Consider the following 25,807-nt stretch of genomic DNA (forward strand, 5'->3'; position numbering starts at 1 on the left):
ATAACCTAAAGACTTTGAGTTAAGATGGAATCAAGATTTACAGAAACGCACCAGAAACTTTCCGAAGACGGGCATGAGTCGGAATGTGACAAGATTGTCAAGCTATTGGACCTGATGATTGATGGAGAAGCCTCCACTGAAGAACAATCTTATTTTAATACCCACATCGAAGAGTGCGTTCCCTGCTTCGAAAGCCATCAAAAGCAAAAACTCCTCAAAGGGCTTGTAAGTGGTCATCTTAAGCGCGTAATTGTGCCGGAAAGCTTAGCTTTGTCCATTAAAGCCAGAATTCAAGAAACTGTATAACCTCTGATGCAAGGAAAGATTATCATTTTTTCGGCTCCCTCCGGTGCCGGCAAAACTACTATTGTAAAGCACCTCTTACAGGTAACCCCATCACTTGCCTTCTCTATTTCGGCCTGCACACGCGATAAGCGCGGCCGTACCGAAGAAAACGGAAAAGACTACTACTTCATAACACCGGAAGAATTCAAGCAGAAGATCGCGAAAGACGAATTTGTAGAGTGGGAAGAGGTATACGAAGGCGCCTTCTACGGCACTTTGAAATCTGAAATAGAGCGTATCTGGGAAAGCGGCAAACACGTGATACTAGACGTGGATGTAAAAGGAGGACTAAGTATAAAACATTTTTACAAAGAGAGAGCACTGGCGGTATTCGTTAAGCCGCCTTCCATAGCGGAACTGGCCAAACGCCTGCAGGCCCGCAACACCGACTCGGCGTCGAGCATTTCGAGCCGGGTATTTAAAGCGGAGTTTGAAATGAAGTTTGAAGACCAGTTTGATAAGGTAATCGTAAACGACAACCTGGAAGAAGCCTGCATTAAGGCAGAAAAACTGGTAAACGAGTTTCTGAACGCTGAACCGGCTATTGTATGAAAGTAGGGCTGCTGTTCGGCTCCTTCAACCCTATCCATATCGGGCACCTGATACTGGCCAATTATATGGCCAGCAATACAGACCTGGATACGGTATGGCTGGTCGTGTCGCCCCAGAATCCTTTTAAACCTAGCAACACACTGCTACACGAGTTCGACCGTTTGCACATGGTGTCGCTGGCAGTGGCCGACAACCCGAACCTGGGCGTATCGAACATCGAGTTTAACATGCCCAAGCCGAGCTATACTATCGACACCCTCACATACCTACAGGAGAAGTACCCGAGCTACGAGTTTGTGCTGATCATGGGTGAGGACAATCTGCCACTCTTCCCGAAGTGGAAAAATTCGGAGCGCATCCTGGAGTATCACCGCGTATATGTATACCCGCGGTCCGGATCTACTACTACTGAGCTGTCTCCAATGTCAAGTGTAACATTTGTCAAGGCTCCTGTGTTGGATATCTCGGCTACATTTATCCGAAAATGCATTAAAGAAGAAAAGTCTATTAAATATATGGTGCCTGACGAAGTGGCCGAATACATCAAGGTACACAAGCTATACCTGTAAGCATCGCATTTAAAAAGGAGAAGCCCGCTGAACAATCAGCGGGCTTCTCCTTTTTAAGGTATAGCTCTGCAGCTTATACGGTCATGATCTCAGCTTCTTTCTTCGTCAGAAGCTCGTCGATCTTTACGATGTAGCTATCAGTCATCTTCTGTACTTTGGCCTCCGCATCGCGCACGGCATCCTCAGAAGTTCCTTCTTTCTGCAGCTTACGCAGCGAGTCGTTCACGTCTTTGCGGATGTTACGGACAGCAATCTTGCCACCTTCAGTCTCATTTTTTGCCTGCTTTACCAGGTCACGGCGACGCTCTTCTGTAAGCGGCGGTATGTTCAAACGAACACCGTCGGCCTCTACAAGCGGGTTAAGGTTCAGGTCACTGTTCTTAATAGCCTTGCCGATTTCTGCTACCATTTGCTTCTCCCATGGCTTGATCATCAGGGTACGGGCGTCGGGTACCATAACGTTGGCTACCTGGGAGATAGGTGTTGGAGTCCCGTAGTAATCTACACGCAGGTCTTCCACCATGGCAGGGGATGCTTTGCCAGCCCTGATTTTTAGCAGCTCGGAGTTTGTGTGCTGCAACGCTTTCTGCATAGACTCCTCGGCTTCGCTGAGGTAAAACTGAATTTCTTCCGTCATATCAATTTTAGCTTAATAAAGTTCTTCTGTTTTGTGATAATTAAAGAATGCTGCAAAAATATTAATTTTTGTCTGAAATTCTTCCGCCTTCCGAAGCCTGTATCTCATTTACGGCATCCTCAATCGACTCAGCCAGGTCTTCCATGGATACAAGTGTGCCAATTTTCTCACCCTGTACCAATCGCTTCAGATTGCCTCCAGTGTTCATGTCGAACACAATGATGGGCAGACCATTTTCTTTGCACAGTGTAAAGGCGGTCATATCCATTACGTTCAGGCCTTTCTCAAACACATCTTTAAAGGAAATGTTTGAATAGAAGATGGCGTTCGGGTCTTTTTCAGGGTCAGCTGAGTAAATACCGTCTACACGGGTACCCTTCAGCACAACATCCGCCTCAATCTCGATAGCGCGAAGGCTGGCAGCTGAGTCTGTTGTGAAGTAAGGATTGCCAGTGCCTGCACCGAAAATAACGACACGTCCTTTCTCGAGGTGGCGTACGGCGCGACGGCGGATATAAGGTTCGCATACCTGCTGAATGTTCAGACCAGACAGCAAACGGGTATAAACACCCAGCTTTTCGAGCGCACTCTGCAAAGCCATACTGTTGATGACAGTAGCAAGCATACCCATGTAGTCACCTTGAACGCGGTCAAGGCCCACCTGCTCAGCCTGAACACCCCTAAAGATGTTGCCTCCACCGATCACAACTGCTACCTCTACGCCAAGTGCGGCTACTTCCTTAATCTCCTGCGAGTACTGCATCAGTCTGTCTGAGTCAATGCCGTACTGCTGTTCTCCCATCAGCGCTTCGCCGCTTAACTTCAGCAATATTCTTTTATACTTCACGGTCGTTTTATAGTAATGTTAACGTTTATGGTGCTCATGTTGCGGAAAGGCAGTACGTGCTGCCCAGTTGGCAACACAAAAAAATTAAAATAGAATCAAGATCTGGTTTTTCTCCACGTTCTGTTTTACAGCTACCTTTATCTCCTTCACGATGCCGTCGCCAGGCGATTTGAGGATATTCTCCATTTTCATCGCCTCCAGGATCATGATCGGGTCGCCCTTCTTTACTTCCTGGCCGGGCTGCACTTTTATTTCAAGTATCAATCCTGGCATCGGCGCTTTCACATCGTTCACTTTCTGGGCGTTGGTATTGCTCATACCTAGCTTGTCGAGCAGCAGGTCGAAGCGGTCCTTCGCGCTTACGGTTTGCTTGACGCCGTTTATCTTAAAAATGAATGTTTTGGCCTGATAATCAGCTTCTACCAGCTCTGCGGTATACGACTTGTCATCTTTTATGATGTGATATTTGTTAGGGCCAAGGGGCGAAATGTCCCAGTTGAAAGGTGATCCGTTGAGAAGAATGGCATCTTTTTGAATATCAACCTGCCATGTCTTGTCGTTAGCGGTTTTTATCTGGAGCATCTTTATAAATCAGATTTTGGAAGCTTAAAGATAATTGATTTATCAGAGTATTTTTAGAAATTGAGCTCAAAATTAAAACATTCCATCATGAATCATAGGTTTCTGAGCATAGTTGGCCTTGTCGCCGCTATGGCTTTTACAGGAGGTTGCAGTGTGAATAATCAAACCGGGGCGACTGCTGTGGTTGAGCCAGTAGCAGGCAAGCCGGCTCTGGAGGTGGCCGAGCTGCCCGTGTGGGCTCCGAAGAACCATGCCTTTAACCCTGCCAGAACCCGTGTTCACGACCTGTTGCATACCAAGCTGCGCGTCAGCTTCGACTGGGAAAAGCAGCACCTGCATGGGATTGCCGAGCTTACTCTTAAGCCTTATTTCTATCCGCAGAACCGGCTCGTGCTCGATGCCAAAGGCTTTGATATCCACAGCGTAAACCTGGTAGTCGACAACTCTGACTCGAAGGAACTCCAGTATACCTACGATGGGATGAAACTAACAATTGACCTGGGCAGGTCCTATACCCGGAACAGTAAGTACACCATTGAGATAGATTATACAGCCAAGCCAAATGAGCTGGCAGTAGGCGGCAGTGATGCCATCACCCAGGACAAAGGCCTATACTTCATTAATCCGAAAGGAGAGGAACCGAACAAGCCACGCCAGATCTGGACACAGGGCGAGACTGAAGCCAACTCCGCCTGGTTTCCAACGATTGACTCGCCAAACGAGCGTATGACGCAGGAGCTATACATCACCGTAGACCAGAAATATACCACGCTCTCAAATGGTACCTTTATCTATTCACGCAAAAACACGAACGGCACCAAAACCGACTACTGGAAAATGGAGCTGCCGCATGCGCCATACCTGACCATGATGGCGATAGGAGAGTATGCTGTTGTGAAAGACAAGTGGCGTGACCTGGAAGTCAACTATTATGTGGAGCCTGCTTATGAGAAGACCGCCAAAAAGATATTCGGAAACACACCCGAAATGCTGGAGTTCTTCTCGAAGAAACTAGGGGTGGATTATCCCTGGTCGAAGTACTCGCAGGTAGTGGTACGCGACTTTGTATCGGGAGCTATGGAAAACACATCTGCCTCTACTTTTATGGAGGATCTGCAGCTGAATGAACGTGAGTTGCTGGACAAGCACTGGGATGGCATCATTGCGCACGAACTGTTTCATCAGTGGTTTGGCAACTACGTTACCACGGAGTCCTGGGCTAACCTGCCGCTTAATGAGGCCTTTGCCAACTATTCGGAATACCTTTGGACAGAGCATAAGTATGGAGCCGAAGAGGCTGCCTACCATCACCTGGAAGAATTAGGCCAGTACCTGGATGAGTCCGAAACCAAACGGGAACCGCTGATCCGCTACCGCTACGCCGACCGCGAAGACATGTTCGACAGCCATTCTTACGCCAAAGGCGGACGTGTGCTGCACATGCTTCGCAAGTATGTGGGAGATGAAGCTTTTTTTGCTTCACTTAACCGTTACCTGACCCAAAACAAGTTTTCGGATGTGGAAGTAGCCGAACTGCGTATGGCCTTTGAAGATACGACCGGCGAAGACCTGATGTGGTTCTTTGATCAGTGGTTTCTACGTGCCGGTCATCCGGAACTTAAGGTAAGCCATACCTACCAGAATGGCGCACTAAAGCTGCAGGTATGGCAGCAGCAAGACACCCTATACCAACCAATATACAGACTGCCTTTGAAAGTAGGAGTCTGGGAGAATGGGCAAAAGAAGGAGCATGCCATCGAAATCACGAAAGCCCATCATGTATTCACTTTGCCGGTGAGCACTGAGCCTCAGCTTGTACTGTTTGATAGCGAGCAGCAGTTGCTTGGCACCGTAGAGCACACAAAGACGACAGAAGAACTGGTGTTTCAATTTGAAAAAGCAAAGGCCCTGGCGCCACGATTAGAAGCACTGGAAGAGCTGGAGCAGGAGTTAAGTCAGCAGGAGATGGTGACCTTATTGCAGGGCGCATTGAAAGCCGATTTCTGGGCAGTTCGAAACCTGGCTTTGGATGTAGCAGGGCGTCTACCAGGCAAGCACGCTGAAGCATTAGAGCCGGTCGTGAAGCAGATAGCTGAAAACGATGATAAAGGAGAAGTGAGAGCTGGAGCTATCATGCTACTATCAGAATGGGGTGATGATGAATATAGTGCACTGTATAAGACGGCAATGCAGGATAAGTCTTATAAAGTAGCAGCAGCAGGGATACTGGGCTATGCCATGACGGAGGCACCGGATATCAACCAGCGCCTGGCTGCCTTTGAGAAAGAGACGAACGAAGAGATCGTGTTGGCACTGGCATCCTATTATGCCGTGAAGGGAGGGGCGGGAAAGATTGACTGGTTCATGAAGCAGATGAAAAGTGCAAAAGGTGGCGGCTTATACTATCTGTTGCAAAGCTATGGCGCCTTTATGGCTGTCAATCCGGAGGCCTACACACCGGAAGCCATCAGTATGCTGGCAGACCTGGCGCAGGAACACCAACTGTATTACGTGCGTATGGCTGCCTTCCAGACACTTATGGTAAACTCTGAGCGCCCCGAGATAGTGGAACTGCTCAAGGAAATAAGAGCAAATGAACAGGATAAAAGACTATTGGAGCTATATAATCAGGTTTCCTTGTAGTGCACCAGGAAAAAAAATGAATTATTTTTCAGAGAATATTTGACTGGAAAGAAAAAGCGCTTAATTTTGCATCTCCTTAGAACGAACAGCGTGCTGAAAGGCAGTTTTTAAGAGCTAAGGAAAGGCTGAATAAGTCAGTCTGGTTAAATATTTGGGGAGATTCCAGAGCGGCCAAATGGGACGGACTGTAACTCCGTTGTAGTGATACTTCGCAGGTTCGAATCCTGCTCTCCCCACAATTAAGACCACGCTATTTAATGGTTTGCTTCATTAAAAGCGGGAGTAGCTCAGTTGGTAGAGCGATAGCCTTCCAAGCTATAGGCCGCGAGTTCGACCCTCGTCTCCCGCTCAATAAGCAAATGGCGTGCTGCTTATCAAATATGGGTTGCTTTGTAAGGAATTTCATGCAGATGGATTTCCTTTTTAGTATAAACTCATTTTTAAGATAAGTGATGGAAAAAGCCGACGTAGCTCAGGGGTAGAGTACTTCCTTGGTAAGGAAGGGGTCGTGGGTTCAATTCCCATCGTTGGCTCAAAGTCCGTTACGTGTATAATTAACGCAACATACTTAAACGTTTTAACCTTAATTTAATTATCATACAATGGCTAAAGAAACATTTGACCGTTCCAAACCGCACGTTAACATCGGTACTATCGGTCACGTTGACCACGGCAAAACAACTTTGACTGCTGCCATTACAACTGTATTGGCTAATAAAGGTCTTGCTCAACTACGCGACTTCTCTTCAATTGATAACGCTCCTGAAGAAAAAGAAAGAGGTATTACTATCAATACTTCTCACGTAGAGTATGCTACTGAGAACCGTCACTACGCTCACGTTGACTGCCCAGGTCACGCTGACTACGTGAAGAACATGGTTACAGGTGCTGCTCAGATGGACGGTGCTATTCTGGTGGTTGCTGCTACTGATGGTCCGATGCCACAAACTCGTGAGCACATCCTTCTTGCTCGTCAGGTAGGTGTACCTCAGCTTGTAGTGTTCATGAACAAAGTGGACATGGTGGATGACCCAGAGCTTCTTGAGCTTGTTGAAATGGAAATCCGTGAGCTTCTTTCTTTCTATGACTTCGACGGTGACAACATCCCAGTTATTCAGGGTTCAGCACTTGGTGGCTTGAACGGTGATGACAAGTGGGTTAAAACGATCGAAGAGTTGATGGCTGCAGTTGATAGCTGGATTCCAATCCCTGCTCGTCTGACTGACCTTCCTTTCTTGATGCCAGTTGAGGACGTGTTCTCAATCACTGGTCGTGGTACTGTAGCTACAGGCCGTATCGAGCGTGGTGTAATCAACTCTGGTGAGCAGGTTGAGATCCTAGGTATGGGCGCTGAAAACTTGAAATCAGTAGTTACTGGTGTTGAGATGTTCCGCAAAATCCTTGACAGAGGTGAAGCTGGTGATAACGTAGGTCTTCTTCTTCGTGGTATTGAGAAAACTGATATCCGTCGTGGTATGGTTATCTGTAAGCCAGGTTCTGTGAAGCCTCACACAAAATTCAAAGCAGAAGTTTACGTTCTTTCTAAAGAAGAAGGTGGCCGTCACACGCCATTCTTCAACAAGTACCGTCCACAGTTCTACTTCAGAACGACAGACGTTACAGGAGAGATCATGCTGCCAGAAGGTGTAGAAATGGTTATGCCAGGTGATAACATCACTATCGACGTAACTTTGATCAACGCTGTGGCAATGGAAAAAGGCCTTCGTTTCGCTATCCGTGAGGGTGGTAGAACAGTAGGTGCCGGTCAGGTAACTGAAATCATTGCCTAAATAATATTAAACAAGCCCGTTTCTGGAATCTTTTTCGGGAACGGGTTTGTTTTTAATATTCTTTTAAATAAATTTGCACTCCAATTAAAATTGGTGTGCATTTTTTTACGGGTGTAGCTCAATTGGTAGAGTAGTGGTCTCCAAAACCATTGGCTGGGAGTTCGAGTCTCTCCACCCGTGCAATTTAAATCTATTAAAGCGAAGGCAATGAGCAAAGTAAAAGGCTACATAGACGAGACAGTGGAGGAAATGAAAAATAAAGTTTCATGGCCTGCATATTCTGAACTACAGAATAGCTCTGTATTAGTGTTGATAGGGTCTTTAATATTTGCTCTTGTAGTTGGAGCTATGGATTTTGTTTTTGACTCTTCGTTGTCTTGGTTTTACAACCAGTTTTAACTTAAGTCTATGGCTGATTTAAAATGGTATGTGGTTCGCGCAGTTAGCGGACAGGAGAAAAAGGCAAAGGCGTATCTGGAGAACGAAGTTATAAGGCAAAATCTGGGAGAGTACGTTCCTCAGGTGCTCATACCTGCTGAAAAGGTGTATGAGATGCGAGGTGGGAAGAAAAAGATCAGAGAGAGAAACTTCTTCCCGGGATATGTGCTGGTACAGGCTGATCTATCACATGGTGAAGCAGAGCACATTATCATAAGCACACCAGGCGTAATTGGTTTCCTTGGTTCAAACGAAGGAGGTCAGAACAAAAAGCCGGTTCCACTGCGCCAAACAGAAGTAAATAGAATTCTGGGTACGGTAGATGAGGCAGAAGAACAAGCCGAAGTGCTGGATACTCCATTCTTAGTTGGAGAAATGGTGAAAGTGATGGATGGTCCTTTCAGTGGATTCTCAGGTACTGTGGAAGAGGTATTCGAAGAACGTAAGAAACTCAATGTTATGGTGAAAATTTTCGGCCGTAACACACCAGTTGAGTTGAATTACATGCAGGTAGAAAAAGAATCGTAGTAAATACAAATAATGGCAAAGGAAATAAAAGGTTACCTGAAACTTCAGGTAAAGGGAGGTGCCGCGAACCCATCGCCACCGATTGGACCTGCACTTGGTTCTAAAGGTCTTAACATCATGGAGTTCTGTAAGCAGTTTAATGCTAGAACACAGGATAAGCCAGGACAAGTGTTACCAGTGTTGATTACAATATACGCAGATAAGTCCTTCGACTTCGTTATTAAAACGCCTCCTGCTCCAGTATTGTTAATGGATGCTGCTAAAATTAAGGGTGGTTCTAAAGAGCCAAACCGTAACAAAGTGGGTTCAGTTACATGGGATCAGGTAAGAGAGATTGCAGAGCTGAAAATGCCTGACTTAAATGCTTTCAAACTGGAAGCCGCTATGAAAATGGTAGCTGGTACAGCAAGAAGCATGGGTATTACAGTATCTGGAAACGCTCCGTGGAACGAATAATTAGAGTTAAAGGATAATGGCGAAGATTTCAAAGAACAGGAAAGCAGCTTTAGAAAAGGCTGACCTGACAAAAGAGTATTCTTTAACAGATGCGGCTTCAGTAGTAAAAGATATCACTTTTACCAAGTTCGATGCCTCTGTTGATATTGACGTACGCTTAGGCGTTGACCCTCGCAAAGCCGACCAAATGGTTCGTGGTATTGTTACCCTTCCTCATGGCACCGGTAAAGACGTTAAAGTACTGGCGCTGGTAACCCCTGACAAAGAGCAGGAGGCGAAAGATGCAGGCGCTGACTTCGTCGGTCTGGATGACTATATCCAAAAGATTGAAAAAGGCTGGACAGACGTAGATGTGATCATCACAATGCCTGCTGTAATGGCAAAAGTTGGTCGTTTAGGTAGAATTCTAGGTCCTCGTAACCTGATGCCAAACCCTAAGTCTGGTACAGTTACACAAGACGTTGCTAAAGCAGTTAAAGAAGTTAAAGCTGGTAAAATAGACTTTAAAGTTGACAAGTATGGTATTATCCATACTAGTGTTGGCAAAGTTTCTTTCTCTCCAGAGCAACTAGCTGCTAACGCTGCTGAAGTAATTGCTACACTGAACCGCCTGAAGCCATCTTCAGCAAAGGGTACTTACATTAAGAGCATAACATTGTCTAGCACAATGAGCCCGGCCGTAATCGTTGACAAGAACGCAACTATCTAAGAACATGACCAGGGAAGAAAAAGAGATAATTGTTAAAGACCTGAGCGAGAAGTTAGCGAACACTAACTATTTCTATATCACAGATGCGTCTACCATGAGTGTAGCAAGCATTAACCAGTTCAGGAGAATGGCCTTTGATAGAGGCCTGGAGTACAAAGTTTACAAAAACACTTTCATTAAGAAAGCACTGGATACACTAGAGGCAGATACTGCTAATCTGGAAGAGATTCTGAAAGGTTCGTCTGGTATCTTGTTTTCTACTGAATCAGGAAATGCTCCTGGTAAGCTTCTTAAAGACTTTAGAAAAAAAGGCAACCCACTTCCATTGTTGAAGGGTGCTTACATTGATGGCGGTATCTATATTGGTGAAAGCCAACTGGACACATTGGCCAGCATCAAGTCTAAGAACGAGCTTATCGGCGATATCATTGGCTTGCTTCAGTCTCCAGCTAAGAATGTTGTTTCCGCTCTTCAGAGCAGCGGTGGCAAACTAGCCGGAATCCTGAAAACCCTATCTGAAAAAGAATAATTTAAAAACGTAATCAATAAGTAACTTTTAATTTCAATAAAATGGCAGATTTGAAAGCATTCGCTGAGCAGTTAGTAAACTTAACTGTGAAAGAGGTTAATGAACTAGCTACAATTCTTAAGGATGAGTATGGTATCGAGCCAGCTGCTGCTGCTCCAGTTATGATGGCTGGTGGTGGTGCTGCTGATGGTGGAGCTGCTGCAGAAGAGAAAACTTCTTTTGACGTAATTCTTAAGTCAGCTGGTGCATCTAAGCTTGCAGTTGTTAAGCTTGTAAAAGAATTGACTGGTCTTGGCCTGAAAGAAGCTAAAGAATTGGTAGACGGCGCTCCTAAGCCTTTGAAAGAAGGTGTGGACAAAAACGAAGCTGAATCACTGAAGAAATCTTTGGAAGAAGCTGGTGCTGAAGTAGAGGTTAAATAATCTCACTTACCAACATACCGACAACAGGTAGACCTGGCAGATTCGTCAGGTCTTTTCCTGTTTGTATACGGATTCAAATTTGAATCCTTTTTTTGCCCGTAACCAAATTGGATGGTTATGTGCTGGAATCATATTGTAAACGTTAAAATTCCATGGCTTTGGCTAAGAATAAAACGACAGAGCGAATCAATTTTGCCTCAATTAATCCAGTTATCGACTACCCTGACTTCCTAGATGTTCAGTTGCAGTCTTTTCAGGATTTCTTTCAGCTGGAAACTCCGGCAGAAAACAGGGCACAGGAAGGATTGTTCAAGGTGTTTGCCGAGAACTTCCCTATTTCTGATTCTCGGGAAAACTTTGTTCTCGAATTTATCGACTATCATATAGACCCTCCGAAATACTCTGTTGATGAGTGTATTGACAGGGGGCTAACTTACTCGGTTCCACTTAAGGCAAAGCTTCGTCTGATTTGTAACGATGAGGACAATGAGGACTTTGAAACAATTGAGCAGGAAGTGTTTTTGGGTAACATCCCATACATGACTGAGAAAGGCTCATTTGTGATCAATGGTGCTGAACGTGTTATTGTATCTCAGTTGCACAGATCTCCGGGTGTATTCTTTGCACAGAGCAAACATACAAACGGTACTAAACTTTATTCTGCCAGAATAATTCCTTTTAAAGGATCTTGGGTTGAGTTTGCAACAGACGTGAATAATGTGATGTATGCTTACATTGACCGAAAAAAGAAGTTTCCGGTAACGACACTTCTGCGTGCCATAGGTTATGGAACAGATAAAGATATTCTTGATCTGTTTGGGCTCTCAGAAGAATTACCTGCTACCAAGACTAATTTGAAGAATGCGATCGGTAGAAAATTGGCTGCACGCGTGCTCCGCACTTGGACAGAAGATTTCGTGGATGAAGATACAGGTGAAGTAGTTTCCATAGACCGCAACGAAGTGCTTCTGGAACGTGATTCTGAAATCACGCAGGACGATATCGATGTAATTGTTGATTCTGGTACTAAGTCTATTATTCTCCACCGTGAGAATGTGAACATTGCAGACTATGCCATTATATACAACACCCTTCAGAAAGATAACTCGAACTCTGAGAAAGAGGCAGTAGAGCAAATTTATCGTCAGCTCCGTAATACGGAAGCGCCAGACGAAGAAACTGCGCGAGATATCATTCAGAAGCTGTTCTTCTCTGATAAGCGTTACGATCTGGGTGAAGTTGGTCGTTACAGAATCAACAAGAAGTTAGGTCTTGATACTAACTGGGATGCAAAAGTTCTCACAAATGAGGACATCGTTCTGATCGTGAAATATCTGATCGGATTGATCAACTCAAGAGCTGTAGTGGATGATATTGACCACTTGAGTAACCGCCGTGTAAGAACGGTAGGTGAGCAACTTTACGCCCAGTTTGGTGTTGGTTTGGCTCGTATGGCTAGAACCATCAAGGAGCGTATGAACGTGCGCGACAATGAGGACTTCAAGCCGGTTGACCTGATTAATGCGCGTACGCTTTCTTCTGTGATCAACTCGTTCTTCGGAACAAACCAGTTGTCTCAATTCATGGACCAGACCAACCCGTTGGCAGAAGTGACGCACAAGCGTCGTGTTTCTGCACTGGGGCCAGGCGGTCTGTCGAGAGAACGTGCTGGTTTCGAGGTTCGTGACGTTCACTATACCCACTATGGCCGTCTATGTACCATTGAAACACCGGAAGGTCCGAACATCGGTCTGATATCTTCTCTGTGCGTGCATGCTCGCGTGAACCACATGGGCTTCATCGAAACCCCATACCGGAAAGTAAATGAAGGTATAGTAGAGATGGATGGTACAGTAGAGTATCTGACTGCAGAAGAAGAAGATACCCACCACATCGCTCAGGCTAATGCCATTATTGATGACAAGGGTAACTTTATTAATGATAGAGTAAAAGGTAGATTTGAAGGTGACTTCCCTGTGGAGGAACCTAATACCTATACCTATATGGACGTTGCACCGAACCAAATCGTGTCGGTGGCGGCTTCGTTGATTCCATTCCTGGAGCACGATGACGCTAACCGTGCCCTAATGGGTTCAAACATGCAACGCCAGGCCGTTCCGTTACTGAAAGCTGAAGCCCCAATTGTTGGTACAGGTCTGGAAAAAAGAGCCGCTATTGACTCAAGAGCGCTTGTTATCGCTGAAGGTGACGGTGTAATTGACTTTGTAGATGCAAACAAGATTGTTGTAAAATACGATCTGACAGATGATGAGAAGTTGGTTGCTTTTGATGCGGAGTATGTTACTTATAACCTGATCAAGTTCAGAAGAACTAACCAGGATACCTGCATTAACTTAACGCCGATTGTTTATACAGGTCAGCGTGTAGTAAAAGGTCAACCGCTTTGCGAAGGTTATGCCACTAACAATGGTGAGCTTGCAATCGGCCGTAACATGCAAGTGGCGTTCATGCCATGGCAAGGATACAACTTTGAGGATGCTATTGTTATCTCTGAAAAAGTAGTAAGAGATGATATCTTTACTTCTATCCACATCGAAGAATTCGAGCTAGAGGTTCGTGAAACGAAGCGTGGTGAAGAGGAACTTACTTCTGAGATTCCGAACGTAAGCGAAGAAGCTGTTAAGAACCTAGACGAGAATGGTATCATCCGAATAGGTGCTGAGGTTCGTGAAGGGGATATCCTGATCGGTAAGATCACACCCAAAGGTGAAACTGACCCAACTCCGGAAGAGAAACTTCTGCGTGCGATCTTTGGTGACAAAGCCGGAGATGTGAAAGATGCCTCGCTTAAGGCGCCACCATCATTGAACGGTGTAGTCATTGAGACCAAGCTTTTCTCCAGACCTAAGAAAGACAAAAACCTACGTGCTAAGTCTAAGAAAGAGGTTGAAGAGCTGAAAGTAAAATACTCTAAGGATCTGAACGCCATCAAGAATGTGATGGTTGATAAACTGGTGGCTTTGCTGGAAGGCAAGACATCTCAGGGTATCAAGCATAAGTTCGGCGATGAAATCTTGACAAAGGGTGTTAAGTTTTCTAGAAAGAACATCATTGAAGCCCTGTTCCCTGAGAAGAACCCATATAAGGACGAAAGTAACTATGCGGTTCCGGAAGAAGTGAATATGTTCAAGGATCTGATCCTGGAAAATTGGACAGCTGACGAGAAGTCTAACAGCATGCTGGTGGAGCTTGTGAAAAATTACAACAAGCGTCGCAACATCACTTCTGCACACTTCAAGCGTGAGCGTTTCACACTGGAGGTAGGAGATGAGTTACCAGCAGGTATAGTACAACTCGCTAAGGTATACATCGCGAAGAAGCGTAAGCTGAAAGTGGGTGATAAGATGGCTGGTCGTCACGGTAACAAGGGTGTAGTTGCCCGTATCGTGCGTGAGGAGGATATGCCATTCCTGGAAACAGGTGAACCAATGGATATCGTACTGAACCCACTGGGTGTACCTTCAAGGATGAACATCGGTCAGATTTATGAGACTGTTCTTGGTTGGGCTGGCAAGAAGCTGGGTAGAACATATGCTACTCCGATCTTTGACGGTGCGACTGAAGACCAGGTACAGGCTGAATTGAATGAGGCGGGTCTGCCAAGCTTTGGCCGTACATACCTGTACGATGGATTATCAGGCGATCGTTTCGATCAGCCAGTAACGGTTGGTGTCATCTATATGCTGAAACTGGGTCACTTGGTTGACGATAAGATGCACGCTCGTTCTATCGGACCATACTCACTCATCACACAGCAACCATTGGGTGGTAAAGCCCAGTTCGGTGGTCAGCGTTTTGGTGAGATGGAGGTGTGGGCATTGGAAGCATTCGGTGCTTCGAACGTACTGCAGGAAATACTTACAGTGAAATCTGACGACGTGATTGGCCGTGCGAAAGCCTACGAGGCAATTGTGAAGGGCGACGTGTTGCCAAAGCCAAATATCCCGGAATCATTCAACGTATTGATTCACGAGTTAAGAGGTCTGGCACTCGAGATCACCTTAGAGTAATAAAGTATAAGTTGAGCGCCCTGGCAAAAGTCGGGGTGCTCAGCTCACTTTATACAGATTAGCTGTAAGGCAATTCATTGTATCGACATTATTGTAATAATATGGCATTTGCAAAAAACAAAAAGCTAACTCAGGACTTCTCCAAAGTAACGATAAGCCTGGCTTCTCCAGAGTCGATTCTAGAGAGATCAAATGGCGAGGTTACAAAGCCTGAGACAATCAACTATAGAACCTATAAGCCTGAGATGGGTGGTCTGTTCTGCGAAAGAATATTCGGACCCGTAAAGGACTGGGAATGCCACTGCGGAAAGTATAAGAGAATCAGGTATAAAGGTATTATCTGCGACCGTTGCGGTGTAGAAGTTACCGAGAAGAAAGTACGTCGTGAGCGTATGGGCCATATTGAGCTTGTAGTTCCGGTTGCACATATCTGGTATTTCAAATCTCTTCCGAACAAAATTGGTTATCTGCTGGGCTTACCAACCAAGAAGCTTGACCAGATCATCTACTATGAAAGATATGTGGTAATTCAACCAGGTATTTTGGCAGAGGACGGTGTGAACACGCTGGACTTCCTGACCGAAGATGAGTACCTGGATATGATAGACAAGCTACCACGCGAGAACCAGATGTTGGACAACAACGATCCAAACAAGTTCATCGCGAAAATGGGTGCTGAGGCATTGCAAATGCTGCTAGAGCGCACGAACCTGGACGACCTGTCTTATGAGCTTCGTCACGCTGCTGCTCACGAAACTTCTCAGCAGCGTAAAGCTGATGCTCTGAAGCGGCTTCGTGTAGTAGAAGCATTCCGTGATGCGACAACCAGAATCGAGAACAGACCAGAGTGGATGATTATCCGCATGGTGCCTGTGATTCCGCCAGAACTTCGTCCGCTTGTTCCTTTGGATGGTGGCCGTTTCGCAACGTCTGACTTGAACGACCTTTACCGTCGTGTTATTATTCGTAACAACCGACTGAAGCGTCTTATCGAGATCAAAGCTCCGGAAGTAATCCTTCGTAACGAGAAGCGTATGCTCCAGGAAGCGGTTGACTCTTTGTTCGACAACTCACGTAAAGTGAACGCTGTCCGTGCAGAAGGTAACCGTGCGCTGAAATCACTTTCTGACATGCTGAAAGGTAAGCAAGGACGTTTCCGTCAGAACTTGCTTGGTAAGCGTGTTGACTACTCAGGCCGTTCAGTAATTGTGGTTGGTCCTGAACTGAAGCTACATGAGTGCGGTCTGCCTAAGAACATGGCAGCTGAGCTCTTCAAGCCGTTCATTATCCGCAAGTTGATCGAAAGAGGCATTGTTAAGACTGTAAAGTCAGCAAAGAAAATAGTTGACCGTAAGGATCCTGTAGTTTGGGATATCCTAGAGAACGTGCTGAAAGGCCACCCGGTGCTCCTAAACCGTGCTCCTACACTCCACAGATTAGGTATACAGGCATTCCAGCCAAAACTGATCGAAGGTAAGGCAATTCAGCTACACCCATTAGTGTGTACGGCATTCAACGCCGACTTTGACGGTGACCAGATGGCGGTGCACGTTCCACTCGGACCTGCTGCTGTACTGGAAGCCTCTATGCTGATGCTTGCTTCGCATAACATCTTGAACCCTGCTAACGGTGCGCCTATCGCGGTACCTTCTCAGGACATGGTACTTGGTCTATACTATGTATCAAAAGGAAAACGTAGCACAGAAAAGGAAAATATACCTGGTGAAGGTATGAGCTTCTACTCTGCGGAGGAAGTAATTATCGCCATCAATGAAGGGCGTCTGTCTAAGCAGGCCTATATTAAAGTAAGAGCGAAGGTTAAGAACGAAAAAGGTGAACTCGAGACAAAACTGATCGAGACAGTTGCCGGCCGCGTAATCTTCAACCAGTTTGTACCAGAAGAGGTTGGATACATCGATGAACTGTTGACTAAGAAGAAACTTCAGCAGATCATCTCTAGAGTATTCAAAGAGACAGGTATGGCACGTACCGCTCACTTCCTGGACGATATCAAAACACTAGGATTCCAGTCTGCCTACAAAGGCGGTCTGTCAATGGGTCTGGGCGACATCCAGATTCCGGCAGAGAAGGACATTCTGGTAGCGCAGGCTAAGAAAGACGTAGATGCTGTATGGCAGAACTACTCCATGGGTCTGATCACTGATAACGAGCGTTACAACCAGGTGATTGATATTTGGACCCGTATCAACAACCAGATTACTGAAACGTTGATGCGCCGTCTGGAGAATGATGACCAAGGCTTTAACTCGATCTTCATGATGATGCACTCTGGTGCGCGTGGTTCGAGAGAGCAGATTCGTCAGTTAGGTGGTATGCGTGGTCTGATGGCTAAGCCTCAGAAATCACTGCAAGGCTCTGTAGGTGAAATTATCGAGAACCCGATCCTTTCTAACTTTAAGGAAGGTCTGGATGTAATCGAGTACTTCATTTCTACACACGGTGCTCGTAAAGGTCTTGCCGATACAGCCCTTAAAACTGCAGATGCTGGTTACCTGACACGTCGTCTGGTAGACGTATCCCAGGACGTAATCGTGAATGAGGAAGATTGCGGTACACTGAGAGGTCTGGAAGTGAGTGCACTGAAAGACAACGAAGATATCGTGGAGTCTCTGTCTGAGCGTATCCTGGGTCGTGTGACGGTACACGATGTATACAATCCGATTACAAACGAGCTGATTGTAGAATCAGGTTCTGAAGTAACGGAAGAAGTTGCACGTGCTATTGAGAACACATCGATTGAAACAGTTGAGATCCGCTCAGTACTTACATGTGAGTCTAAGCGCGGTATCTGTGCTAAATGCTACGGACGTAACCTGGCAACAGGTTTTATGGTGCAGAAAGGCGAGGCTGTTGGTGTAATCGCAGCTCAATCCATTGGTGAGCCAGGTACACAGCTGACGCTCCGTACCTTCCACGTGGGTGGTACAGCATCTAACATTGCGGTAGATGCAATGATCCGTGCGAAATTCGCAGGAAAGATCGAATTCGAAGATGTTCGTACGATCGATACCATCAACAACGAGGGTGAGCCTGTGAAAGTAGTAATGGGACGTTCAGGAGAAGTTAAGATAGTTGACCCAGCTACTGGAAAGCTACTTATCAGCAACCACGTACCTTACGGTTCATTCATCACAGTGAATGATGGCCAGGAAGTTGAGAAAAACGACCAACTGTGTATGTGGGATCCATACAACGCAGTTATTCTTTCTGAGTTTGACGGTGAGATTGCTTACGAGTCGATCATTGAAGGTATAACTTATCGTGAGGAATCAGATGAGCAGACTGGCTACCGTGAGAAGGTAATCATCGATACAAAAGATAAGACACAGAACCCTGCTATTATCGTGAATCCAAAGAGTGGAGAGTCAAAAGGCTACAACATTCCTGTAGGAGCTCACTTAACAGTAGAGAACGGCGAAAAAATAAAAGCCGGTCAGATTTTGGTGAAAATCCCTCGAGCGATTGGTAAAACAAGAGACATTACAGGTGGTCTTCCACGGGTGACAGAGTTGTTTGAAGCACGTAACCCGTCTAACCCGGCAGTTGTTTCTGAAATCGACGGTGTGGTAACTTATGGTAGTGTGAAGCGTGGTAACCGTGAAATCTTCATTGAGTCAAAAGACGGCGTAAAGAAGAAGTATATGGTGCCGCTTTCTAAGCACATCCTGGTGCAGGACAATGACTTTGTACGTGCAGGTATGCCGCTGTCAGATGGAGCAATTACACCTACAGACATTCTGAATATTCAGGGCCCTGGTGCGGTACAAGAGTACCTGGTAAATGAGATTCAGGAAGTATACCGTCTGCAAGGTGTGAAGATCAACGATAAGCACATTGAGGTTGTAGTTCGCCAGATGATGCAGAAAGTAGTGATCATTGATGCAGGTGATACCAGCTTCCTGGAGCATCAGGTGGTAGACAAGGTTAACTTCATGGAAGAGAACGACCGCATCATCGACATGAAAGTGGTTGAGGAAGCAGGTGATTCTACAAATATGAAGCCAGGTCAGATCGTGACAGCGAGAAGATTGCGTGACGAGAACTCCAGCCTGAAGCGCAGAGATCTGAGATTGGTTACAGTGCGTGATGCGTCTCCAGCAGTTTCGCGTCCAACGTTGCAAGGTATAACCCAGGCTTCTTTGGGTACACAAAGCTTTATATCAGCAGCATCGTTCCAGGAAACTACAAAGGTACTGAGCGAAGCAGCAATTAAAGGTAAAGCTGATGAACTGTTAGGTTTGAAAGAAAACGTGATCGTGGGTCACTTGATTCCAGCTGGTACAGGTTTGCGTGAATACCAAAGCCTGATTGTTGGTAGCCAGGAAGAATATGACTCATTGGTAGAATCAAAAAAATCTGGAGTAGGAAGCCGCGCCAAGCAGCAGGAACTACAGAACAACAGATAAGCAGGTATGGCAGAAGGACAAAAAAATCAGAACCAAATTAGCATTGAGCTTTCTGAAGAGATAGCTGAGGGTGAATATGCCAATCTGGCGATGATCGCTCATTCAAGTGGTGAATTTGTGATTGATTTTATAAGACTGATGCCAGGGTTGCCTAAAGCAAAAGTGAAATCCAGAATTGTTATTACGCCGGAGCATGCCAAGAGACTATTGGCAGCTCTGGCTGATAACATCCAGAAATTTGAGGATAGCTTTGGGGAAATTAAGCCGGTAAATGAGGCACCATCCTTCCCGATGAACTTCGGAGGAACAGTAGGAGAAGCCTAAGGTGCTAATAATTAGTGAATTAAAATTTTGAAATTGCAAGGCGAATTTCATACCTTTGCAGACCAAATTTTAGAGTGAAAAATATCTTATAATTAACAAATTATAAATGCCTACTATACAGCAATTAGTAAGAAAAGGTAGAGAGAAGTTGACTTATAATTCTAAGTCTCCTGCCTTAGATTCATGCCCACAACGTCGTGGTGTATGTACGAGAGTGTACACAACCACTCCTAAGAAGCCAAACTCAGCTATGCGTAAAGTAGCTAGGGTAAGACTTACAAACGGTAAGGAAGTGAACGCTTATATCCCTGGTGAAGGTCACAACCTTCAGGAGCACTCTATTGTGCTGATCAGAGGTGGTAGAGTGAAAGACCTTCCAGGTGTTCGTTATCACATTGTACGTGGTGCATTGGATACTGCCGGTGTAAACGGCCGTCTGCAGTCGCGCTCTAAGTACGGTGCTAAGAGACCTAAGCCAGGACAGCCAGCAGCTGCCGCAGGTAAAGGTGGTAAGAAAAAATAATTGATAGAGTTATAATATAATGAGAAAAGCAAAGCCGAAAAGTAGAGTTCTCCTTCCAGATCCAAAGTTCAAAGAGACCCTGGTAACACGTTTCGTAAACTATCTGATGGAAGATGGTAAGAAAAGTATTGCTTATGGTATCTTCTATGATGCTGTAGAATTAGTAGAGCAAAGAACGAAAGAGAACGGCCTTGAAACTTGGAAAAAAGCATTGAACAATGTGATGCCAAGTGTAGAGGTTAAAAGCCGCCGCGTGGGTGGTGCTACTTTCCAAGTGCCGACTGAGGTTCGTCCGGACCGCAGAGTATCTCTTGGTATCAAGTGGATGATTTCTTACGCTCGCAGAAGAGGTGAGAAAACAATGAAAGACAAATTGGCTGGCGAAATTATCGCAGCTGCAAAAGGTGAAGGTGCTGCCGTGAAGAAGAAGGACGACACGCACAGAATGGCCGAGGCAAACAAAGCATTCTCACACTTTAGATTCTAATTAATGGCAAGAGACTTAAAATACACGCGTAATATTGGTATTGCCGCTCACATTGATGCTGGTAAAACAACCACAACAGAGCGTATACTATACTACACAGGTAAATCTCACAAACTGGGAGAGACGCACGAAGGGTCAGCTACTACTGACTGGATGGAGCAGGAGCAGGAGCGTGGTATTACAATTACTTCAGCAGCTGTAACAGTAAACTGGCCATACAGAGGGAATGACTATCATATTAACATTATTGATACACCAGGTCACGTAGACTTTACTGTAGAAGTAAACCGTTCACTTCGTGTACTGGATGGTCTGGTATTCCTTTTTAGTGCAGTAGATGGCGTAGAGCCACAGTCTGAGACTAACTGGAGACTAGCTGACAACTATAAAGTTGCGCGTCTAGGGTTCGTAAATAAAATGGACCGTTCTGGTGCGGATTTCCTTGCTGTATGTAAGCAGGTGAAAGAAATGCTGGGTAGTAATGCCGTAGCACTTCAGTTGCCAATTGGTGCGGAAGATGATTTCAAAGGTGTAGTAGATCTGGTTAACTTCAGAGCCTTGGTTTGGAATACAGAAGATAAAGGCATGACCTTTACTGAAGTGCCGATTCCGGATGATATGATGGAAGAGGCCGAAGAGTATAGAGAGAAGCTTTTAGAAGCTGTAGCAGAATACGATGAGTCTTTGATGGAAAAATACTTCGAAGATCCAAACTCTATTACAGAAGCTGAGATTCTTAACGCACTACGTGCCGCTACTATTGACATGGCAATCGTGCCAATGCTTTGTGGATCATCTTTTAAAAACAAAGGTGTACAAACAATGCTGGACTATGTGATGGCATTGCTTCCATCTCCAATGGACAAAGAAAGCATTGTAGGTACAAACCCTGATACAGGAGCTGAAGTTGCAAGAAAGCCATCTGCTACTGAGCCATTCGCTGGTCTGGCATTCAAAATCGCTACCGACCCTTACGTAGGTCGTCTTTGCTTTGTGCGTGCCTATTCTGGCGTACTTGAGGCAGGATCTTATGTATACAACTCTCGTTCAAATAACAAAGAGCGTATTTCTCGTATCTTCCAGATGCATGCGAACAAGCAGAACCAGATCGAAAGATTGGAAGCTGGTGATATTGCTGCAGTAGTTGGTTTCAAAGACATCAAGACAGGCGATACACTTTGCGAGCAAGGTTCTAAGATAGTTCTGGAATCCATGGACTTCCCAGAGCCAGTAATCGGTTACGCAATTGAGCCTAAAACACAGGCTGACTCTGATAAGATGGGTATGGCCATTGCCAAACTTGTTGAAGAGGATCCTACGCTTCAGGTAAATACTGACGAGGAAACTGGTCAGACCATCCTTAGAGGTATGGGTGAACTCCACTTGGAGATCATCATCGACCGTATGAAGCGTGAGTTCAAAGTTGAGCTGAACCAAGGTGCTCCTCAGGTAGCCTATAAAGAAACGATCACCAAATCTGTAGAGCACAGAGAGGTGTTCAAGAAGCAGTCTGGTGGTCGTGGTAAGTTTGCCGATATTGTGTTCACCATGGGGCCACGTGAAGATGGTAAGCAAGGCTTGGAATTCGAGAACGCAATTGTAGGTGGTGTTATTCCAAGAGAATTCATCCCAGCAATTCAGAAAGGTTTCGAAGAAGCCATGAAGAATGGTATTCTGGCCGGCTTCCCGATCGACTCTATGAAAGTTCGTCTATTCCACGGTTCATTCCACGACGTTGACTCTGACTCACTCTCTTTTGAACTGGCAGCACGTCAGGGCTTTAAAGAGGCAGGTAAGCAGTGTGCTCCGAAACTACTGGAGCCTATTATGGCTGTAGACGTTGTGACTCCTGACGAATACACTGGTCCGGTAACGGGTGACTTGAACAGAAGAAGAGGCATCATGAAAGGTATGGATACAAAGGGAACCTCAACAGTAGTTAAAGCAGATGTTCCGCTTTCTGAACTGTTTGGTTACGTAACAGACCTTCGTACCATTACTTCAGGTAGAGCTACTGCTTCTCTTACTTTCGCTCACTATGAGCAAGTACCACAAAACCTGGCCGATGGCATCATTGCTAAATTAAAAGGAACTGCAGCTAAATAGTCGTAAAAGATAATGAATCAGAAAATCAGAATTAAACTTAAGTCTTACGACCACAACCTGGTAGACAAATCTTCAGAGAAGATTGTTAAAGCTGTAAAGGCTACTGGCGCAATCGTAAGCGGTCCTATTCCTCTTCCAACAGAGAAGGATAAATTCACTGTACTACGTTCACCACACGTTAACAAGAAGTCAAGAGAGCAGTTCCAGCTTTGCACCTATAAGCGACTGGTTGATATCTACTCTACTAGTTCTAAAACAGTTGACGCCCTAATGAAGCTTGAGCTTCCAAGTGGTGTAGATGTAGAGATCAAAGTTTGATAAGATCACACTTGATAAAAAAGAGAACCCTAAGGGTTCTCTTTTTTTTATGCGCTGATTAATAATATTTTAGACAAATGTTGTTAATACATATTAAAATTCATTAACTTTGCACTCCCTTAGCAAAAGCTGAAGGGTAAAATCATTATATCCATCTTTTAAAAAACAAGTTGAATGCCTGGAATTATCGGTAAAAAAATCGGAATGACAAGCCTCTTCACAGCAGATGGTAAATACACACCAGTTACGCTTATTCAAGCAGGACCATGTGTAGTTACTCAGGTGAAGACGGTTGAGACTGATGGCTACGCAGCTGTACAGCTTGGCTACGGCGATAAAAAGCTTAAGAGAGTAACGAAAGCAGAAGCTGGTCATTACAAAAAAGCTAATACGTCAGCTAAGAAAAAAGTTGCTGAATTCGATACAGAAGGAGTGTCACTGAATCTTGGAGATACAGTAGATGTGAATCTGTTCGAAGAAGGAGAGTTTATTGACGTGGTTGGCACATCAAAAGGTAAAGGTTTTCAAGGTGTTGTTAAGCGCCATAACTTTGCCGGTGTTGGTGGTCAGACGCACGGTCAGCACAACAGAGCAAGACACCCTGGTTCAATAGGTGCATGCTCTTGGCCATCAAGAGTATTTAAAGGCATGCGCATGGCCGGCCGTATGGGCGGTAACCGTGTAAAGATTCAAAACTTGACGGTTGTGCGTGTTATCGCAGATAAAAATCTGTTAGTAGTTAGTGGCTCTGTTCCAGGTGCCAAAAATTCTTACGTGTTAATTGAGAAATAAAATGGAGCTTTCTGTATTGAATATTAAAGGTGAGGATACAGGTAGAAAGGTAACACTTTCTGATGCTGTGTTTGGTGCTACACCAAACGAGCATGCAATGTATCTTGACGTAAAGCAGTACCTGGCTAATCAGAGACAGGGAACGCACAAGTCTAAAGAAAGAAACGAAGTTGCTGGATCTACAAAGAAGATCAAAAAGCAAAAAGGTACTGGTGGTGCTCGTGCAGGCAGCTTGAAAGCTCCTCTTTTTGTAGGTGGCGGTAGAGTTTTTGGTCCTAAACCAAGGAACTACAGCTTTAAACTGAACAAAAAACTGAAAGAAGTTGCACGTGTTTCAGCCCTTTCATTGCTGGCTAAAGACAACAAAGTTTCTCTTTTAGAATCTTTCACATTTGAAGCTCCAAAAACGAAAGAATTCAAAAGCATACTAAGCAACCTAAAGGTGGAAGGCAAGACATTGCTAGTGTTACCTGCAGTTGATAAGAATGTTGTTCTTTCTGGCCGTAACCTGAATAAGGTGAAGATTTCTACAGCTGGCGATTTGAATACATATGATCTGTTGAATACAGACCGTGTATTGCTGGTTGAAGATTCAGTTAACATTATTGAAAACCTCCTAAGCGCATAATATTATGATACTGAAGAAACCACTTCTGACGGAAAAATTCGCTGCCATGAATGAGGTTGGAAAGTATGCTTTCGAGGTGAACATCAAAGCCAACAAAGTAGAAATCAAGAAGGCAGTTGAAAAACTTTATGGAGTTACTGTTGAGAAAGTAGCTACCATGAAAACGCAAGGCAAAGTTAAAAGCAAATACACCAAGTCTGGTGCTGTAACTGGCCGCACGTCTTCCAAGAAAAAAGCAATCGTTACCTTGAAAGAGGGCGAAGTAATAGACTTTTACAGCAGCATTTAATTAATTAACAATGGCTTTAAAGAAGTTAAGACCAACAACACCAGGTCAAAGATTCCGCGTAGCGCCGGCGTTCGATGAGATCACGACAGCTACTCCAGAGAAATCTTTGTTGGCACCGAGTAAAAAATCTGGTGGACGCAATAACTCAGGTAAAATGACTTTGCGCTATTTGGGCGGTGGTCATAAGCAGAAGTACAGAATAATAGACTTCAAGCGCAGCAAGCACGGCGTGCCGGCAACTGTGAAGACTATTGAGTATGATCCGAACAGAACTGCTCGAATTGCTCTGCTGTACTACGCGGATGGTGAGAAGAGTTACATCACCGCACCGGCAGGTATAGAGGTAGGCACGGTAATCGTGTCCGGCCCTGGTGTTGCACCAGAGGTAGGTAACTGCCTTCCATTATCTGATATTCCTCTAGGTACTATTGTACACAACATCGAACTACAGCCAGGCAACGGCGCAACCCTTGCAAGAAGCGCTGGCTCTTACGCGCAGTTGGTAGCAAGAGAAGGCCGTTATGCCACTATCAAACTTCCATCTGGTGAGCTTCGCATGGTACTGGTTAAGTGTTATGCTACTGTAGGTACAGTTTCTAACTCAGACCACATGAACGTAAAGCTTGGTAAGGCTGGCCGTAACAGATGGTTAGGCAGACGTCCAAGAGTACGTGGTGTTGCGATGAACCCAGTCGATCACCCAATGGGTGGTGGTGAAGGTAAGTCTTCAGGTGGTCACCCACGTTCACGCAAGGGCTTACTGTCGAAAGGTCTGAAGACCCGCAGCAAGAAGAAGCATTCTGAGAAACTTATAGTTAATAGAGGAAAGAAATAA

Annotated in this window: 25 protein-coding genes and 4 tRNA genes; 26 read left to right on the top strand and 3 right to left on the bottom strand. The window is 45.1% G+C overall.

The features are described 5' to 3' along the window. Positions 1–24: 24 nt before the first annotated feature. The 3 genes from K3G39_RS09825 to nadD are packed head-to-tail and all read left to right on the top strand — an operon-like array spanning position 25 to position 1,466. A complete protein-coding gene (locus tag K3G39_RS09825) occupies positions 25–306 on the top strand; it encodes a zf-HC2 domain-containing protein (protein WP_220626016.1) in 282 nt (93 codons plus the stop codon). Between the two features lie 6 nt (positions 307–312). Continuing rightward, the gene (gene gmk, locus K3G39_RS09830) at positions 313–897 is read left to right on the top strand and encodes a guanylate kinase (RefSeq protein WP_220626017.1); all 585 of its coding nucleotides are present in this window, start codon (positions 313–315) and stop codon (positions 895–897) included. Then, a complete protein-coding gene (gene nadD / locus K3G39_RS09835) occupies positions 894–1,466 on the top strand; it encodes a nicotinate (nicotinamide) nucleotide adenylyltransferase (protein WP_220626018.1) in 573 nt (190 codons plus the stop codon). The genes gmk and nadD overlap by 4 nt, the downstream gene beginning before the upstream one ends. Positions 1,467–1,539: 73 nt before the next feature. Here the strand turns inward: nadD and frr are convergent, their stop codons facing one another. From frr to K3G39_RS09850, 3 genes are all read right to left on the bottom strand, one after another. Continuing rightward, positions 1,540–2,103 (bottom strand): ribosome recycling factor, encoded by a 564-nt coding sequence (frr, locus tag K3G39_RS09840; RefSeq protein WP_220626019.1) that lies wholly within the window; start codon positions 2,101–2,103, stop codon positions 1,540–1,542. A gap of 61 nt (positions 2,104–2,164) precedes the next feature. Next, positions 2,165–2,950 (bottom strand): UMP kinase, encoded by a 786-nt coding sequence (gene pyrH, locus K3G39_RS09845; protein ID WP_220626020.1) that lies wholly within the window; start codon positions 2,948–2,950, stop codon positions 2,165–2,167. Positions 2,951–3,034: 84 nt separating this feature from the next. Then, complete coding sequence (locus K3G39_RS09850) at positions 3,035–3,532, bottom strand: biotin/lipoyl-containing protein (RefSeq protein WP_220626021.1); 498 nt, start codon at positions 3,530–3,532, stop codon at positions 3,035–3,037. Between the two features lie 87 nt (positions 3,533–3,619). Between K3G39_RS09850 and K3G39_RS09855 the strand changes: the two genes are divergently transcribed. From K3G39_RS09855 to rplB, 23 genes are all read left to right on the top strand, one after another. After that, positions 3,620–6,175 (top strand): M1 family metallopeptidase, encoded by a 2,556-nt coding sequence (locus K3G39_RS09855; protein ID WP_220626022.1) that lies wholly within the window; start codon positions 3,620–3,622, stop codon positions 6,173–6,175. Between the two features lie 153 nt (positions 6,176–6,328). Further along, positions 6,329–6,411: transfer RNA gene (locus K3G39_RS09860), tRNA-Tyr, on the top strand. A 40-nt stretch (positions 6,412–6,451) separates the two neighbouring features. Further along, positions 6,452–6,524, top strand: a tRNA-Gly gene (locus K3G39_RS09865). A 112-nt stretch (positions 6,525–6,636) separates the two neighbouring features. Further along, positions 6,637–6,708: transfer RNA gene (locus K3G39_RS09870), tRNA-Thr, on the top strand. A 69-nt stretch (positions 6,709–6,777) separates the two neighbouring features. Then, on the top strand, positions 6,778–7,965 hold the full coding sequence (gene tuf / locus K3G39_RS09875; protein WP_220626023.1) for an elongation factor Tu: 1,188 nt from the start codon (positions 6,778–6,780) through the stop codon (positions 7,963–7,965). Positions 7,966–8,072: 107 nt separating this feature from the next. Beyond that, a tRNA-Trp gene (locus K3G39_RS09880) sits at positions 8,073–8,145 on the top strand. 27 nt (positions 8,146–8,172) lie between these two features. Further along, positions 8,173–8,364: a preprotein translocase subunit SecE gene (secE, locus tag K3G39_RS09885; RefSeq protein WP_101444090.1), complete on the top strand. Its 192-nt coding sequence runs from the start codon at positions 8,173–8,175 to the stop codon at positions 8,362–8,364. Positions 8,365–8,373: 9 nt separating this feature from the next. Continuing rightward, a complete protein-coding gene (gene nusG / locus K3G39_RS09890) occupies positions 8,374–8,931 on the top strand; it encodes a transcription termination/antitermination protein NusG (protein ID WP_220626024.1) in 558 nt (185 codons plus the stop codon). Between the two features lie 12 nt (positions 8,932–8,943). After that, the gene (gene rplK / locus K3G39_RS09895; protein ID WP_007654322.1) at positions 8,944–9,387 is read left to right on the top strand and encodes a 50S ribosomal protein L11; all 444 of its coding nucleotides are present in this window, start codon (positions 8,944–8,946) and stop codon (positions 9,385–9,387) included. Positions 9,388–9,403: 16 nt separating this feature from the next. Continuing rightward, positions 9,404–10,096: a 50S ribosomal protein L1 gene (gene rplA, locus K3G39_RS09900; RefSeq protein WP_007654321.1), complete on the top strand. Its 693-nt coding sequence runs from the start codon at positions 9,404–9,406 to the stop codon at positions 10,094–10,096. A gap of 4 nt (positions 10,097–10,100) precedes the next feature. After that, complete coding sequence (gene rplJ, locus K3G39_RS09905) at positions 10,101–10,625, top strand: 50S ribosomal protein L10 (protein WP_220626025.1); 525 nt, start codon at positions 10,101–10,103, stop codon at positions 10,623–10,625. A gap of 41 nt (positions 10,626–10,666) precedes the next feature. Next, a complete protein-coding gene (gene rplL / locus K3G39_RS09910; RefSeq protein WP_220626026.1) occupies positions 10,667–11,047 on the top strand; it encodes a 50S ribosomal protein L7/L12 in 381 nt (126 codons plus the stop codon). A 152-nt stretch (positions 11,048–11,199) separates the two neighbouring features. Continuing rightward, positions 11,200–15,078: a DNA-directed RNA polymerase subunit beta gene (rpoB, locus tag K3G39_RS09915; protein WP_220626027.1), complete on the top strand. Its 3,879-nt coding sequence runs from the start codon at positions 11,200–11,202 to the stop codon at positions 15,076–15,078. Positions 15,079–15,179: 101 nt separating this feature from the next. Continuing rightward, positions 15,180–19,505, top strand: coding sequence for a DNA-directed RNA polymerase subunit beta' (gene rpoC, locus K3G39_RS09920; protein WP_220626028.1), 4,326 nt, complete (start codon positions 15,180–15,182; stop codon positions 19,503–19,505). A 6-nt stretch (positions 19,506–19,511) separates the two neighbouring features. After that, entirely contained in the window at positions 19,512–19,829 is a 318-nt protein-coding gene (locus K3G39_RS09925; RefSeq protein WP_220626029.1) for a DUF3467 domain-containing protein, read from the top strand. Between the two features lie 106 nt (positions 19,830–19,935). After that, positions 19,936–20,352, top strand: a complete 417-nt coding sequence (gene rpsL / locus K3G39_RS09930) for a 30S ribosomal protein S12 (RefSeq protein ID WP_076669251.1) — start codon at positions 19,936–19,938, stop codon at positions 20,350–20,352. 19 nt (positions 20,353–20,371) lie between these two features. Beyond that, on the top strand, positions 20,372–20,839 hold the full coding sequence (rpsG, locus tag K3G39_RS09935) for a 30S ribosomal protein S7 (protein WP_076669252.1): 468 nt from the start codon (positions 20,372–20,374) through the stop codon (positions 20,837–20,839). 3 nt (positions 20,840–20,842) lie between these two features. Then, positions 20,843–22,945 carry an elongation factor G gene (gene fusA / locus K3G39_RS09940; RefSeq protein WP_220626030.1) on the top strand — a complete coding sequence of 701 codons (2,103 nt, stop codon included), beginning with the start codon at positions 20,843–20,845 and terminating at the stop codon, positions 22,943–22,945. A gap of 12 nt (positions 22,946–22,957) precedes the next feature. Beyond that, a complete protein-coding gene (rpsJ, locus tag K3G39_RS09945; RefSeq protein WP_007654312.1) occupies positions 22,958–23,263 on the top strand; it encodes a 30S ribosomal protein S10 in 306 nt (101 codons plus the stop codon). Between the two features lie 174 nt (positions 23,264–23,437). Beyond that, positions 23,438–24,055 (top strand): 50S ribosomal protein L3, encoded by a 618-nt coding sequence (gene rplC / locus K3G39_RS09950; protein WP_116541568.1) that lies wholly within the window; start codon positions 23,438–23,440, stop codon positions 24,053–24,055. A gap of 1 nt (position 24,056) precedes the next feature. Next, positions 24,057–24,683: a 50S ribosomal protein L4 gene (gene rplD / locus K3G39_RS09955; protein ID WP_220626031.1), complete on the top strand. Its 627-nt coding sequence runs from the start codon at positions 24,057–24,059 to the stop codon at positions 24,681–24,683. A 1-nt stretch (position 24,684) separates the two neighbouring features. Next, the gene (gene rplW, locus K3G39_RS09960; protein WP_040573765.1) at positions 24,685–24,972 is read left to right on the top strand and encodes a 50S ribosomal protein L23; all 288 of its coding nucleotides are present in this window, start codon (positions 24,685–24,687) and stop codon (positions 24,970–24,972) included. Between the two features lie 10 nt (positions 24,973–24,982). Beyond that, complete coding sequence (rplB, locus tag K3G39_RS09965) at positions 24,983–25,807, top strand: 50S ribosomal protein L2 (RefSeq protein ID WP_220626032.1); 825 nt, start codon at positions 24,983–24,985, stop codon at positions 25,805–25,807.

Source organism: Pontibacter sp. HSC-14F20 (assembly GCF_019599265.1).
Classification (GTDB): Bacteria; Bacteroidota; Bacteroidia; order Cytophagales; family Hymenobacteraceae; genus Pontibacter.